Below are 15641 nucleotides of genomic sequence, written 5' to 3' on the forward strand. Positions count from 1 at the left end.
ATCACTGCAATGACCACGGAAAAAGTTAAGTACGGCGTCCATTCCGAAGCCGGCAAACTGCGCAAAGTCATGGTTTGCTCCCCAGGTCTGGCCCACCAGCGCCTGACCCCGAACAACTGCGATGAACTGCTGTTCGATGACGTGCTGTGGGTCGCCCAGGCCAAGCGCGACCACTTCGACTTCGTGACCAAAATGCGTGAACGCGGGATCGACGTGCTGGAAATGCACAACCTGCTGACCGACATCGTCGCCATCCCGGAAGCGCTGGACTGGATTCTCGAGCGCAAGGTAACCGCCGACTCGGTGGGCCTGGGTCTGATCAGCGAAGTCAAATCCTGGCTGAAAAGCCTTGAGCCGCGACACATCGCCGAATACCTGATTGGTGGCGTATCCGCCGATGATCTGCCGGACAGCTTCGGTGGCAAGACCATCCAGATGTTCCGCGACTTCCTCGGCCACTCCAGCTTTATCCTGCCGCCGCTGCCGAACACCCAGTTCACCCGCGACACCACCTGCTGGATCTACGGTGGCGTGACGCTGAACCCGATGTACTGGCCGGCGCGACGTCAGGAAACCCTGCTGACCACCGCCATCTACAAATTCCACCCGCAGTTCACCAACGCCGATTTCGAGATCTGGTACGGCGACCCGGACAAGGACCATGGCAGCTCGACCCTTGAGGGCGGCGACGTGATGCCGATCGGCAACGGCGTGGTGTTGATCGGCATGGGCGAACGCTCGTCGCGACAGGCGATCGGCCAACTGGCACTGAACCTGTTCAAGAACAAAGCCGTGGAAAAAGTCATCGTCGCCGGCTTGCCGAAGTCCCGCGCCGCGATGCACCTGGACACCGTGTTCAGTTTCTGCGACCGCGACCTGGTGACGATTTTCCCGGAAGTGGTCAACCAGATCGTCGCCTTCACCCTGCGTCCTGACGAAAGCAAACAGGGCGGCATCGACATCCGCCGCGAAGAAGGCAGCTTCCTCGACACTGTCGCCGCTGCGCTAAACCTGCCGAAACTGCGCGTGGTGGAAACCGGCGGCAACAGCTTCGCCGCCGAACGCGAGCAATGGGACGACGGCAATAACGTGGTGGCCGTGGAACCGGGCGTGGTCATCGGCTACGACCGCAACACCTACACCAACACCCTGCTGCGCAAGGCAGGCGTGGAGGTCATCACCATAAGCGCTGGCGAACTCGGTCGTGGTCGCGGCGGCGGCCACTGCATGACCTGCCCGATCATCCGCGACCCAATCGATTACTAAACCTCTGAGCCTTGGCCGCGACTTACAAAGCGCGGCCAGGGGGATAACCGACACCGAAGGAGATCCATCATGGCTTTTAACATCCACAACCGTAACCTGCTCAGCCTGGAACACCACACCCCACGTGAGCTGCGTTATCTGCTCGACCTGTCCCGCGATCTGAAACGCGCCAAGTACACCGGCACCGAGCAGCAACACCTCAAGGGCAACAACATCGCCCTGATCTTCGAAAAAACCTCGACCCGCACCCGTTGCGCGTTCGAAGTGGCGGCCTACGACCAAGGCGCCAACGTCACCTACATCGACCCGAACTCATCGCAGATCGGCCACAAGGAAAGCATGAAAGACACGGCCCGCGTGCTGGGTCGCATGTACGACGCCATCGAATACCGTGGTTTCAAACAGGAAATTGTCGAAGAGCTGGCGAAGTTCGCCGGGGTGCCGGTGTTCAACGGCCTGACCGACGAATATCACCCAACGCAAATGATCGCCGACGTGCTGACCATGCGTGAACACGCCGACAAGCCGATCCACGAAATCAGCTACGCCTACCTCGGTGACGCGCGCAACAACATGGGCAACTCGCTGCTGCTGGTCGGCGCCAAGCTCGGCATGGACGTGCGCATCTGCGCGCCGAAAGCCCTGTGGCCGCACGACGATCTGGTCGATCGCTGCAAGAAATACGCGGAAGAATCCGGCGCGCGCATCACCCTGACCGAAGACCCGAAAGCCGCAGTCAAAGGCGTCGATTTCATCCACACCGACGTCTGGGTGTCGATGGGCGAGCCGGTTGAAGCCTGGGCCGAACGTATCCAGCAACTGCTGCCGTACCAGGTCAACAAAGAGCTGATGAAAGCCACCGGCAACCCGCGCACCAAGTTCATGCACTGCCTGCCGGCGTTTCACAACAGCGATACCAAGGTCGGCAAACAGATCGCCGAACAGTATCCGCACCTGGCCAACGGCATCGAAGTCACCGACGACGTGTTCGAGTCGCCCGCCTGCATCGCCTTCGAGCAAGCGGAAAACCGCATGCACACGATCAAGGCGATCCTGGTCTCGACCCTGGCTGATCTGTAACCGGAATAGCTCCCACTGAAAGAACCGGCTCCAAATGTGGGAGCGGGCTTGCTCGCGAAAGCGGTGTGTCATTCAACAGCCATGTCGACTGATCCGCCGCCTTCGGGAGCAAGCCCCCTCCCACAGGGGATTCCGGTTCCGACAGGGAAACCGAGTCGTTTGCCATTTCTCTGCTGAAAGGATTGCACCATGCGTATCGTCGTAGCTCTGGGCGGTAACGCCCTGCTCCGTCGTGGCGAGCCGATGACCGCTGACAACCAGCGCGCCAACATCCGCATCGCCACCGAGCAAATCGCCAAGATCCATCCCGGCAATCAACTGGTCATCGCCCACGGCAATGGCCCGCAAGTCGGCCTGCTGTCGCTGCAGGCAGCGGCCTACACCTCCGTCACCCCTTACCCGCTGGACGTGCTCGGTGCCGAAACCGAAGGCATGATCGGCTACATCATCGAACAGGAACTGGGCAACCTGCTGGACTTCGAAGTGCCGTTCGCCACCTTGCTGACCCAGGTTGAAGTCGACGCCAAGGACCCGGCCTTCCAGAATCCGACCAAACCGATCGGCCCGGTCTACGAGAAAGCCGAAGCGGAAAAACTCGCCGCCGAGAAAGGTTGGGCCATCGCTCCGGACGGCGACAAGTTCCGTCGTGTGGTGGCCAGTCCACGGCCGAAACGCATCTTCGAGATCCGTCCGATCAAGTGGCTGCTGGACAAGGGCAGCATCGTGATTTGTGCGGGTGGCGGCGGCATTCCGACCATGTACGACGAGCACCGCAACCTCAAGGGCATCGAGGCGGTGATCGACAAAGACCTGTGCTCGTCGCTGCTCGCCGAGCAGCTGGAAGCTGACTTGCTGGTGATCGCCACCGACGTCAACGCGGCGTTCGTCGACTATGGCAAGCCGTCGCAGAAAGCCATCGCCGAAGCCCACCCGGATGAACTCGAACGCCTCGGTTTCGCCGCTGGCTCCATGGGGCCGAAGGTGCAGGCAGCCTGCGAATTCGCGCGCCATACTGGCAAGGTCGCGGTGATCGGTTCGCTCGCGGACATCGAAGCGATCGTCCAGGGCACTGCCGGCACACGCGTCAGCACGGCGAAGCCGGGCATCAGCTATCGATAATTAGAAACTCCGGGGGCAGGCCCAAGGTCTGCCCTTCTCCCATGCCTTGAGAAGGAGAAACCCATGGCCATATTCGAACCGGGTCATTTGCACATCGAGCGGCACGCGTTGACCAAGGACGATGTCGATTACGACCTGTGCCTCGACTACCAAGTGTTCACCGATCCCAAAGAAGGCAAAGGGATGCAGTTCACCCTGCACGGCAATATCCAGGGCAAGGACATGAAGGAAACTTTCTTCCTGCCCAAGGACCAGGCCTACAACTTCGCCAGCAACGTGACCAAGATTGCCGAAAAGTACGGCATTCCCAAAACTCACAGCAGCATCGGCTCGCAGCACAAACATTACGACCTGATGTTCGAGGATGTGCGGGTGCAGTTGAATATGAAGTCCGGGGATCCGGTCAAACCGGAACACCTCGAATAACCCGAACCCAGCACATTCCTACTGTGGGAGCGGGCTTGCTCGCGAAGGCGCCAGGTCAGTCACCATTTATGCTGTCTGACCTGACGCCTTCGCGAGCAAGCCCGCTCCCACAAGGTATCCGTGTAGCGCTGACAATCGTTGCAGATTTCACCATTGCCCCGCCCCAAGGCATACTTGCCCCCCTCCGCATTCCAGAACACTGAACCGCCCCCATGCGTATCCACGTCAGCTTCATCGACCGCGTCGGCATCACCCAGGAAGTCCTGGCTATCCTCGGTGGGCGCAATCTCAATCTGGATGCGGTGGAGATGATTCCGCCCAACGTCTACATCGATGCACCGACCTTGAGCCCGCAAGTGCTCGAAGAGCTCAAAGATGCGTTGTTTCGGGTGCGCGGTGTGGAGGCCGTGGTGGTGGTCGACATCCTCCCTGGTCAGCGCCGGCACCTGCAGCTCGATGCGTTGCTCGCGGCGATGACCGATCCGGTACTGGCCCTCGATAGCGCCGGCAAGGTGCTGCTGGCCAACCCGGCACTGATCGCCCTGTACGGCCGCGAACCGGCGGGGGAAAGTGTCTCGGAACTGTTCAACGATCCCGGCCTGCTGGAAACCCTGCTCGAGCAAGGCTTCCGCCTGCCGCTGCGCGAGATCACCGTCAATGGCCAGACCCTGCTGCTGGACGCCACGCCGATCACCGACGCCGGTGCGCTGCTGACCCTGTATCAGCCAAACCGTATCGGCGAACAGCTCTCGGCGTTGCACCATGACCATGCCGAAGGTTTCGATGCACTGCTCGGCGAATCCCCCGCAATCCGCACACTGAAGGCCCGCGCGCAACGAGTCGCAGCCCTCGACGCACCGCTGCTGATTCAAGGCGAAACCGGCACCGGTAAAGAACTGGTGGCCCGCGCTTGCCACGCGATCAGTGCGCGGCACAGTGCGCCGTTTCTCGCCTTGAACTGCGCGGCCCTGCCGGAGAACCTCGCCGAGAGCGAACTGTTCGGCTACGCCCCCGGTGCCTTTACCGGCGCGCAACGTGGCGGCAAACCGGGGCTGATGGAACTGGCCAACCAGGGCACGGTATTTCTCGACGAGATCGGCGAGATGTCGCCCTACTTGCAGGCCAAGTTATTGCGCTTTCTGAATGACGGCAGCTTCCGTCGGGTCGGCGGTGATCGCGAAGTGAAGGTCAACGTGCGGATCCTCAGCGCGACCCACCGCGACCTGGAAAAAATGGTCAGCGAAGGCCTGTTCCGCGAAGACCTGTTCTACCGTCTCAACGTGCTCAACGTCGAAGTGCCGCCGCTGCGTGAGCGCGGTCAGGACATTCTGCTGCTGGCGCGTTACTTCATGCAGCAGGCCTGTGCGCAGATTCAGCGTCCGGTGTGTCGCCTGGCACCGGGGACTTATCCAGCGCTGCTCGGCAACCGCTGGCCGGGCAACGTGCGGCAACTGCAAAACGTGATCTTCCGCGCCGCGGCGATCTGCGAAAGCAGCCTGGTCGATATCGGTGATCTCGACATCGCCGGCACCTCGGTGGCGCGGCAGACCGACAGCGACGTCGACAGCCTCGAACAGGCCGTCGAGTCCTTCGAAAAATCGCTGCTGGAAAAACTCTACGTCAGCTACCCCTCGACCCGCCAACTGGCCAGCCGCCTGCAGACCTCGCACACGGCAATCGCCCATCGCCTGCGCAAGTACGGCATCCCCAATAAACCGTAAGCCGCACGCGGTCAAAAATGTGGGAGCGGGCTTGCTCGCGAATGCGGTGGGCCATTCAACAGTGATGTCGACTGACCTGACGCTTTCGCGAGCAAGCCCGCTCCCACAGGGGGTTCATGTGACGGATTCGAAATCCGTTCAAAACCGACCTCCATCTGTACTGAAAGCGCTACAGCGGAACGATATCGCTACACCCTCCTCCGATCACCGCTGCGCAAGGCTTTGATCCGCTTCAGCTTTTCTCCCCGCCCCAAGCTGTAGCGATTTCGCTACAGAAGCCCCACACCCATCACAACCAGAAACACATAACCATTTGATTTATATAGATAAATACAATCTGGCCGCGTTCTTGCTAAGTAACCGCTCATAAAACCAGGGCTTTCCCGCCCAAGCCTTCCACCGCGTCCACCAGACGAGTCTGGCCCCTTAGGAGTTTCCATGAGCGAGTTGCGTTTTACTGAAGATCACGAATGGCTGCGCACCGAAGCTGACGGCAGCGTTACTGTCGGCATCACCGCTTTCGCGCAGAACGCTTTGGGCGACGTGGTGTTCGTGCAACTGCCTGAGCTGCAGGCTTACGAAAAAGGCGCTGAAGCCGCCACCGTGGAATCGGTGAAAGCCGCCAGCGGCGTGTACATGCCGCTCGACGGTGAAGTTATGGAAGTGAACCCGGCACTGGACGGCAGCCCGGAACTGGTCAACGAAGATCCGCTGGGCGAAGGCTGGTTCTTCCGCTTCCAGCCAAGCGACGCCGCCGCTGTCGGCAAACTGCTCGATCAAGACGCCTACGACCGCCTGATCAAAGCCCAAGCCGAAGCCTGAGGAGTAACGACATGACCCAAGTAAACCTCGGCACTGCCAACGAATTCATCGCCCGTCACATCGGCCCACGCGCCGGTGACGAGCAAGCCATGCTCAACAGCCTCGGCTTCGACTCGCTCGAAGCGCTGAGCGCCAGCGTCATCCCGGAAAGCATCAAGGGCACCAGCGTGCTCGGCCTGGACGACGGCCTGAGCGAAGCCGATGCACTGGCTATGATCAAATCGATCGCCGGCAAAAACCAACTGTTCAAGACCTACATCGGCCAGGGCTACTACAACTGCCACACGCCGTCGCCGATCCTGCGCAACCTGTTGGAAAACCCGGCCTGGTACACCGCTTACACCCCGTACCAGCCGGAAATTTCCCAGGGCCGTCTCGAAGCGCTGCTGAACTTCCAGACCCTGATCAGCGACCTCACCGGCCTGCCAATCGCCAACGCCTCGCTGCTCGACGAAGCCACCGCCGCTGCCGAAGCCATGACCTTCTGCAAACGCCTGAGCAAAAACAAGGGCAGCCACCAGTTCTTCGCCTCGATCCACAGCCACCCGCAAACCCTCGACGTGCTGCGCACCCGTGCCGAGCCGCTGGGCATCGACGTGGTGGTTGGCGATGAGCGTGAACTGAGCGACGTCACGCCGTTTTTCGGCGCGCTGCTGCAATACCCGGCGAGCAACGGTGATGTGTTCGACTACCGCGAACTGACCGAGCGCTTCCACGCCGCCAACGCGTTGGTGGCCGTGGCTGCCGATCTGCTGGCCCTGACTTTGCTGACCGCCCCGGGCGAGTTCGGCGCCGACGTCGCCATCGGTTCCGCGCAACGCTTCGGCGTGCCGCTGGGCTTCGGTGGCCCGCACGCGGCTTACTTCTCCACCAAGGATGCGTTCAAGCGTGACATGCCGGGCCGTCTGGTCGGTGTTTCGGTTGACCGTTTCGGCAAGCCGGCCCTGCGTCTGGCGATGCAGACCCGCGAGCAACACATCCGCCGCGAGAAGGCCACGTCGAACATCTGCACCGCGCAGGTGCTGTTGGCCAACATCGCCAGCATGTACGCCGTGTATCACGGCCCGAAAGGCCTGACCCAGATCGCCAACCGCGTGCATCACCTGACCGCGATTCTGGCCAAGGGCCTGAGCGCACTGGGCGCTAAAGTCGAGCAGACAAGCTTCTTCGACACCCTGACCGTAGCCACCGGCGCACACACCGCCGCGCTGCACGACAAGGCACACGCTGCACAGATCAACCTGCGGGTCATCGACGCCCAGCGTCTGGGCCTGTCAGTGGACGAAACCACCACTCAGGCTGACATCGAAACCCTGTGGGGCCTGTTCGCCGACGGCAAGGCCCTGCCGGACTTCGCTGCGCTGGCCGCTTCGGTGCAAAGCACCATCCCGGCGGCGCTGGTGCGTCAGTCGCCGATTCTCAGCCACCCGGTGTTCAACCGTTATCACTCGGAAACCGAGCTGATGCGCTACCTGCGCAAACTGGCGGACAAGGACCTGGCACTGGATCGCACGATGATCCCGTTGGGCTCGTGCACCATGAAACTCAACGCCGCCAGCGAAATGATCCCGGTGACCTGGGCCGAATTCGGCGCCCTGCACCCGTTCGCCCCTGCAGCGCAGAGCGCCGGTTATCAGCAATTGACCGACGAACTGGAAGCGATGCTCTGCGCCGCCACCGGTTACGACGCTATCTCGCTGCAACCGAACGCCGGTTCGCAAGGTGAATACGCTGGCCTGCTGGCGATTCGCGCCTACCACCAGAGCCGTGGCGACGAGCGCCGCGACATCTGCCTGATCCCGTCGTCGGCCCACGGCACCAACCCGGCCACCGCCAACATGGCCGGCATGCGCGTGGTGGTGACCGCGTGCGATGCGCGCGGCAACGTCGATATCGAAGACCTGCGCGCCAAAGCCATCGAGCACCGCGAACACCTCGCGGCGCTGATGATCACCTACCCGTCGACCCACGGCGTGTTCGAAGAAGGCATCCGCGAAATCTGCGGGATCATTCATGACAACGGCGGCCAGGTGTACATCGACGGCGCCAACATGAACGCGATGGTCGGCCTCTGCGCGCCAGGCAAGTTCGGCGGCGACGTGTCGCACCTGAACCTGCACAAAACCTTCTGCATTCCGCACGGCGGTGGCGGCCCGGGCGTCGGCCCGATTGGCGTCAAGTCGCACCTGACCCCGTTCCTGCCGGGTCACGGCCAGATGGCACGCAAGGAAGGCGCGGTCTGCGCAGCGCCATTCGGCAGTGCGAGCATTCTGCCGATCACCTGGATGTACATTCGCATGATGGGCGGCGCCGGTCTCAAGCGGGCTTCGCAACTGGCGATCCTCAATGCCAACTATATTTCCCGTCGCCTCGAAGAGCACTATCCAGTGCTGTACACCGGCAGCAACGGGCTGGTGGCGCACGAATGCATCCTCGACCTGCGGCCGCTGAAAGACAGCAGCGGCATCAGCGTCGATGACGTCGCCAAGCGTCTGATCGACTTCGGCTTCCACGCCCCGACCATGTCGTTCCCGGTCGCCGGCACGCTGATGATCGAGCCGACCGAAAGTGAATCCAAGGAAGAACTGGACCGCTTCTGCGACGCCATGATCCGCATCCGCGAAGAAATCCGCGCAGTGGAAAACGGCACGCTGGACAAGGACGACAACCCGCTGAAGAACGCCCCGCACACTGCTGCGGAACTGGTCGGCGAGTGGACCCACCCGTACAGCCGCGAGCAGGCGGTATACCCGGTGGCGTCGTTGGTCGAAGGCAAATACTGGCCGCCGGTCGGTCGCGTCGACAACGTGTTCGGCGACCGCAACCTGGTCTGCGCCTGCCCGTCGATCGAAAGCTACGCTTAAGCGGATGAGGGGCAGGTCACCTGCCCCGATTTTCAGCAACACCATAGATCCCAATGTGGGAGCGGGCTTGCTCGCGAATGCGGTGTGTCAGGCAACATTGATGGCGACTGATAAACCGCATTCGCGAGCAAGCCCGCTCCCACAGGGGATTTGTGTCCAGCCTCGAGCTTGCGCCAATTCCTATAACAAGAAACCGGAGAACCACTCATGTCGTTAAGCGTGTTCGACCTGTTCAAGATTGGCATCGGCCCTTCCAGCTCCCACACCGTCGGCCCGATGCGTGCCGCTGCGCGCTTCGCCGAAGGCTTGCGCCGCGATGACCTGCTGTCGGCCACCAGCACCGTCAAAGTCGAGCTGTACGGCTCGCTCGGTGCTACCGGCAAGGGACACGGCAGCGACAAAGCGGTGCTGCTCGGCCTTGAAGGTGAACACCCGGACACCGTCGATACCGAAACCGTCGCCGCACGCCTGCAGGATATTCGCGGCAATGGCCGGCTGAATCTGCTCGGCGAACACAGCATTGCGTTCAACGAGAAAGAACACCTGGCGATGATCCGCAAGCCGTTGGCCTACCACCCCAACGGCATGATCTTTCGTGCCTTCGATGCTGCCGGTATTCAGATCCGCAGCCGCGAGTACTACTCGGTCGGTGGCGGCTTTGTGGTCGATGAAGATGCCGCCGGTGCCGACCGCATCGTCGAAGACGCGACACCGCTGACCTTCCCGTTCAAAAGTGCCAAGGACTTGCTCGGCCATTGCGCCACCTACGGTCTGTCGATCAGCCAGGTGATGCTGACCAATGAAAGTGCCTGGCGCCCTGAAGCGGAAACCCGCGCTGGTCTGCTGAAAATCTGGCAAGTGATGCAGGACTGCGTTGCCGCTGGCTGTCGCAACGAAGGCATTCTGCCGGGCGGGCTGAAGGTCAAACGCCGGGCGGCGGCGCTGCATCGGCAATTGTGCAAGAACCCGGAATCGGCGCTGCGCGATCCGCTGTCGGTGCTCGACTGGGTCAACCTCTACGCCCTCGCCGTCAACGAAGAAAACGCCAACGGCGGCCGCGTGGTCACCGCGCCGACCAACGGCGCGGCGGGCATCATCCCGGCGGTGCTGCATTACTACATGCGCTTTATCCCGGGTGCGAACGATGACGGCGTGGTGCGCTTTCTGCTGACCGCCGCCGCCATCGGCATTCTGTACAAGGAAAACGCTTCGATCTCCGGTGCCGAAGTCGGCTGTCAGGGTGAGGTCGGCGTGGCTTGCTCGATGGCCGCCGGCGCGTTGTGTGAAGTGCTCGGCGGCAGCGTGCAGCAAGTCGAGAACGCGGCGGAAATCGGCATGGAACACAACCTCGGCCTGACCTGCGATCCGATTGGCGGGCTGGTGCAGGTGCCGTGCATCGAGCGCAACGCCATGGGCTCGGTGAAAGCGATCAACGCGGTGCGCATGGCCATGCGCGGCGACGGGCAACACTTCGTCTCGCTCGACAAAGTCATCCGCACCATGCGCCAGACCGGCGCCGACATGAAAAGCAAATACAAAGAGACCGCCCGTGGCGGTCTCGCGGTCAACATAATCGAATGCTGATTTATGTCCTCGCCCTTTGGGAGAGGACCGCACTTAGCCCCCTCTCCCTCCGGGAGAGGGCTGGGGTGAGGGACTTTTGATCTTGATCTAAATCTAGCCCCATGCCCCCAAACTCAAACTTTCAAGGAGCCACGCATGTCCACCGAACAACTGTCGAAAACCCCGCTGCACGCTCTGCATATCGAACTCGGCGCCCGCATGGTGCCGTTCGCCGGCTACGACATGCCGGTGCAATACCCGCCGGGCGTGATGAAAGAACACCAGCACACCCGTGAGCAGGCCGGGCTGTTCGATGTCTCGCACATGGGCCAGATCCGCCTGACCGGCGCCAATGCCGCCAAGGCTCTGGAAACCCTGGTGCCGGTGGATATCATCGACCTGCCGGTGGGCATGCAGCGCTACGCAATGTTCACCAACGACAACGGCGGCATCCTCGACGACCTGATGGTCGCCAATCTCGGTAACGACGAGCTGTTCCTGGTGGTCAACGCCGCGTGCAAGGATCAGGATCTGGCGCATCTGCAAAAACACATTGGCGATCAGTGCACCATTACGGAGCTGTTCGAAGCGCGCGCGCTGCTGGCGTTGCAAGGCCCGGCTGCGGTCACCGTGCTGGCGCGTCTTGCGCCAGAGGTGGCGAAGATGACGTTCATGCAGTTCAATCGCGTGCAACTGCTGGGCGTGGATTGCTTCGTCAGCCGTTCGGGCTACACCGGTGAAGACGGTTTCGAAATCTCGGTGCCCGCCGCCGATGCAGAAAAACTCGCCCGCGCCCTGCTGGCCGAACCGGAAGTTCAGGCCATCGGCCTCGGCGCCCGCGACTCGCTGCGCCTGGAAGCCGGCCTGTGCCTGTACGGGCACGACATGAACACCGAGACCACGCCGATCGAAGCCAGCCTGTTGTGGGCAATCTCCAAGCCACGCCGTGCCGACGGTGCGCGGGCCGGTGATTTCCCGGGGGCAGAGACAGTTTTTGCTCAGCAGCAGAATGGCGTCGCGCGCAAACGCGTCGGTCTGCTGCCACAGGAACGTACGCCGGTGCGTGAAGGCGCAGAAATCGTCAACGAAGCGGGCGAAATCATCGGCAGCGTGTGCAGCGGCGGCTTCGGCCCGACCCTGGGCGGGCCGTTGGCGATGGGTTACCTCGACAGCGCTTATGTCACCCTGGATACGCCAGTCTGGGCCATCGTTCGTGGGAAAAAGGTGCAAATGCTTGTAAGCAAAATGCCATTTGTTCCACAACGCTACTATCGTGGTTGATTGACTGTTTCTATAAGTAACGCGATTGCGTTATGCGTGCACTAATGTGTAACGCAATCGCCACAAAAAAGTGCATTTTCTAACATTTGATTCGATTATGAACTTTACTTATAACGTTCGAAAACTTTTGAACAAGCTAATCGTCCAAGCCGCACTAGCAGACTGACTAACTGCCAGCAGGGACAGTAAAACCGGGGCCTTCGCGGGGCTTGTTTTTTCTCCCGTAGTTGGCGTAGAGTTTGTCCACTGTGTTTGCATGGGTCAGCTTGGAATCGTGACCTGGGCAGTAGCCTACAAGTTAGCTACATCCCGCTCGACGTCTTCTTACTCTCCTGCAACCAGCCCCAGTACTCTTTCATGAGAAAGAGGCTGTCATCAATTTATGCGTCAAAGGAAATAAGAAATGTCCCAACGTCAGAGCGGTACCGTCAAGTGGTTTAACGACGAGAAAGGTTTTGGTTTTATCACTCCAGAAAGCGGTCCGGATCTGTTCGTGCATTTCCGCGCTATTCAGGGCAACGGCTTCAAGAGCCTGAAAGAAGGCCAGAAAGTGACCTTCGTTGCTGTGCAAGGCCAGAAAGGCATGCAGGCTGATGAAGTACAAGCAGAAGGTTAATCTTCTGTAACGAAAAAGCCCCTGATATTGATATCAGGGGCTTTTTTGTGCGCGCGAATCCGTAAAATGGCGCTTCATTTTGCGTCCAGAGGCTGCCATGTCGAAGAACCTGCTCACTCCCCAGGGCGACTTTCCTGCTGTTGGCCTCGGCCGGCGCCTGGCCGCGATGTTCTATGACTTCCTGTTGTGCACTGCCCTGCTGATCGTCACCGGATTCGTCTACAAGTTGATCCAGGCAGCGATCATCGGTGAAGAACGCCTGCGTGTGCTGACCGACGCCGGAAAAATGGATGGCGATCCGCTGTATTCCACAGTGTTGCTGTTGGTGCTGTTTGCGTTCTTCGCCAAGTTCTGGACCCACGGCGGGCAGACACTGGGCATGCAGGTATGGGGCATCCGCGTACAGAACGCCGATGGCAGCGCGATCAGCCTGTGGCAGGCGCTGCTGCGCTTCATGGTATCGATCGCTTCGTGGCTGTGCGCAGGGCTAGGGTTTCTCTGGTCGCTGTACGACAAGCAAAAGCGCACCTGGCACGACATCTACTCCGATACCCGCGTGGTGCGGATTCCGAAGAAGACCAAATAGTTTCCAGACACCGAATACCACTGTGGGAGCGAGCCTGCTCGCGAAAGCGTAGTATCAGCCGACATTTATGTTTGCTGATTCACCGCCTTCGCGAGCAGGCTCGCTCCCACAGGTTTTGCGCTGTTTCTGAAGGACCTCAGGCGTTACCCGCCAGCTTCATCCGCGCCGCCTGGGTGAAATCCAGCATGCGCTTCAACGGACGGATCGCCTGCGGAATCAGCGCCGGATCGACAAAGATCTCGTTCGTCCCTTCCTTCAGGCTCTTGAGCGTGCGCTCAAGGGTGTTCATGGCCATCCACGGGCAATGTGCGCAACTGCGGCACGCCGCGCCGTTACCGGCGGTTGGCGCCTCGATGAAGACCTTGTCCGGGCACAGCTGCTGCATCTTGTAGAAGATGCCACGGTCGGTGGCGACGATCAGCGTCTTGTTCGGCAGGCTTTGCGCGGCAGCGATCAACTGACTGGTGGAACCTACTGCATCCGCCAGTTCGATCACCGAGGTCGGCGACTCCGGATGCACCAGAATCGCGGCGTCCGGATACAGCGCCTTCATGTCTTCGAGCTGCTTGGACTTGAACTCTTCGTGGACGATGCAGGCACCGTCCCACAGCAGCATGTCAGCGCCGGTCTTGCGCTGGATGTAAGTGCCCAGGTGCTTGTCCGGCCCCCAGATGATGGTCTCGCCGTTGTCCATCAGGCTTTCGACGATCTCCAGTGCGCAGCTCGACGTTACCACCCAGTCAGCCCGGGCTTTGACCGCGGCCGAGGTGTTGGCGTACACCACCACCGTGCGCTCCGGGTGCTGATCGCAGAATGCCGAGAACTCGTCCACCGGGCAACCGAGGTCCAGCGAGCAGGTCGCGTCCAGGGTCGGCATCAGCACGCGTTTTTCCGGGTTGAGGATCTTCGCGGTCTCGCCCATGAACTTTACGCCGGCGACCACCACGGTCTTGGCCGGGTGAGCGTTGCCGAAGCGCGCCATTTCGAGGGAGTCGGACACACAGCCGCCGGTTTCTTCGGCCAGGGCCTGAATCACCGGATCGCAATAGAAGTGGGCAACCAGCACCGCGTCCTGAGCCTTGAGCTCGGCGGCGATGGCGGAACGGTAGTAGGCCTCTTCCTCGGCAGTCAGCTGTTTGGGCTGTTTGGCATCGAGGTGGGCTTGAACCAGAAGGCGTTCGGAAATCTGCGTCATGTTCGCAAGACCTGCAGGCGCTTTCGCGCGAAAGTCGAGTATACACCCGGCTCCGGACCACTTGAGGGTACCGCCGGGAAAGTGAGTATTATCAGGCACGGACAGCATTGAAGCTGCGCAAGGCTACAGAATATCCCGTTGATACAAAAGATGATTCTGACCTGCATCAGCGCAGGCAACGATCAAGGGAGAGGTGCCTGAATCGCAGGCAAAAAAAAACCCGGAAATCCTCACTTTCGTGGGCCTTCCGGATTTTCTAAACCGCCAAATATGGTGGGTCGTGTGGGATTCGAACCTACGACCAATTGGTTAAAAGCCAACTGCTCTACCAACTGAGCTAACGACCCGCTGTGTGGTGGCGCGTATAATACTGATTTTTAAGGACTATTCAACACCTTTTTGAAAAAAATCAAAAATAAGGTGTTGGATCGCTTACACCGGCCGCTGCGAAGCCTTCTGCACGCAGGCGGCAGCTGTCGCATTTGCCGCACGCGCGGCCTTCATCGTCCGCCTGATAGCAGGAAACTGTCAGGCCGTAATCCACGCCCAGCTTCACGCCCGCCTGGACGATCTGCGCCTTGCTCAGGTTCTGCAGCGGTGCCTGGATGCGGAAACCGTTGCCTTCCACACCCGCCTTGGTCGCCAGGTTGGCCATGCGCTCGAACGACTCGATGAACTCCGGACGGCAATCCGGGTAACCGGAATAGTCCACCGCGTTGACCCCGATAAAGATGTCACGCGCGCCGAGCACTTCAGCCCAGCCCAGTGCCAGCGACAGGAACACCGTGTTGCGCGCCGGTACGTAGGTCACCGGGATGCCCTCGCCCAGCTCTTCCGGGATGTCGATGCTGGTGTCGGTCAGTGCCGAGCCGCCCATGCCATTCAGGTTCAGGCCGATCACTTTGTGCTCGACCACACCCAGATCGCGAGCGACGCGCGCGGCGGCATGCAGCTCTGCATGGGAGCGCTGGCCGTAATCGAAACTCATGGTGTAGCAGGCGAAACCTTCGGCTCGGGCCATCGCCACGACCGTGGCCGAATCCAGACCGCCCGACAGTAAAATCACTGCACGCTGTTCGGTGGTGTTCAGTTGTTCAGTCAT

Annotated in this window: 13 protein-coding genes and 1 tRNA gene; 11 read left to right on the forward strand and 3 right to left on the reverse strand. The window is 60.7% G+C overall.

Translation table 11 applies throughout. The features are described 5' to 3' along the window. Window positions 1-9 precede the first annotated feature (9 nt). The 11 genes from arcA (at window position 10) to CRO59_RS00745 (ending at window position 13344) form a co-directional block, all read left to right on the forward strand. Window positions 10-1266, forward strand: a complete 1257-nt coding sequence (arcA, locus tag CRO59_RS00695) for an arginine deiminase (RefSeq protein WP_027612548.1) — start codon at window positions 10-12, stop codon at window positions 1264-1266. Between the two features lie 69 nt (window positions 1267-1335). Continuing rightward, window positions 1336-2346, forward strand: coding sequence for an ornithine carbamoyltransferase (locus tag CRO59_RS00700; RefSeq protein ID WP_003227481.1), 1011 nt, complete (start codon window positions 1336-1338; stop codon window positions 2344-2346). A gap of 189 nt (window positions 2347-2535) precedes the next feature. Next, window positions 2536-3465 (forward strand): carbamate kinase, encoded by a 930-nt coding sequence (arcC, locus tag CRO59_RS00705; protein ID WP_097085938.1) that lies wholly within the window; start codon window positions 2536-2538, stop codon window positions 3463-3465. Window positions 3466-3528: 63 nt separating this feature from the next. Then, complete coding sequence (locus CRO59_RS00710; RefSeq protein WP_027612545.1) at window positions 3529-3891, forward strand: DUF5064 family protein; 363 nt, start codon at window positions 3529-3531, stop codon at window positions 3889-3891. A 212-nt stretch (window positions 3892-4103) separates the two neighbouring features. Beyond that, complete coding sequence (locus CRO59_RS00715; RefSeq protein ID WP_027612544.1) at window positions 4104-5612, forward strand: sigma-54-dependent transcriptional regulator; 1509 nt, start codon at window positions 4104-4106, stop codon at window positions 5610-5612. 438 nt (window positions 5613-6050) lie between these two features. Then, entirely contained in the window at window positions 6051-6434 is a 384-nt protein-coding gene (gcvH, locus tag CRO59_RS00720) for a glycine cleavage system protein GcvH (protein WP_096795081.1), read from the forward strand. Window positions 6435-6445: 11 nt separating this feature from the next. After that, on the forward strand, window positions 6446-9298 hold the full coding sequence (gene gcvP / locus CRO59_RS00725) for an aminomethyl-transferring glycine dehydrogenase (RefSeq protein ID WP_097085940.1): 2853 nt from the start codon (window positions 6446-6448) through the stop codon (window positions 9296-9298). 207 nt (window positions 9299-9505) lie between these two features. Then, window positions 9506-10882 (forward strand): L-serine ammonia-lyase, encoded by a 1377-nt coding sequence (locus CRO59_RS00730; protein ID WP_027612541.1) that lies wholly within the window; start codon window positions 9506-9508, stop codon window positions 10880-10882. Between the two features lie 135 nt (window positions 10883-11017). Then, entirely contained in the window at window positions 11018-12142 is a 1125-nt protein-coding gene (gene gcvT, locus CRO59_RS00735; protein WP_097085942.1) for a glycine cleavage system aminomethyltransferase GcvT, read from the forward strand. Between the two features lie 403 nt (window positions 12143-12545). After that, entirely contained in the window at window positions 12546-12758 is a 213-nt protein-coding gene (locus tag CRO59_RS00740; protein WP_007934683.1) for a cold-shock protein, read from the forward strand. 97 nt (window positions 12759-12855) lie between these two features. After that, window positions 12856-13344, forward strand: coding sequence for an RDD family protein (locus CRO59_RS00745; protein ID WP_097085944.1), 489 nt, complete (start codon window positions 12856-12858; stop codon window positions 13342-13344). 136 nt (window positions 13345-13480) lie between these two features. Here CRO59_RS00745 and nadA read toward each other — a convergent pair whose 3' ends face one another. The 3 genes from nadA to queC form a co-directional block, all read right to left on the reverse strand. Next, window positions 13481-14539: a quinolinate synthase NadA gene (gene nadA / locus CRO59_RS00750; RefSeq protein WP_097085947.1), complete on the reverse strand. Its 1059-nt coding sequence runs from the start codon at window positions 14537-14539 to the stop codon at window positions 13481-13483. A gap of 271 nt (window positions 14540-14810) precedes the next feature. Further along, window positions 14811-14886 (reverse strand) — tRNA-Lys (locus CRO59_RS00755). A 62-nt stretch (window positions 14887-14948) separates the two neighbouring features. Continuing rightward, window positions 14949-15641, reverse strand: a complete 693-nt coding sequence (gene queC / locus CRO59_RS00760) for a 7-cyano-7-deazaguanine synthase QueC (protein WP_097085949.1) — start codon at window positions 15639-15641, stop codon at window positions 14949-14951.

The sequence above is a fragment of the Pseudomonas sp. LAMO17WK12:I5 genome, from assembly GCF_900215165.1.
Lineage (GTDB): Bacteria > Pseudomonadota > Gammaproteobacteria > Pseudomonadales > Pseudomonadaceae > Aquipseudomonas > Aquipseudomonas putida_A.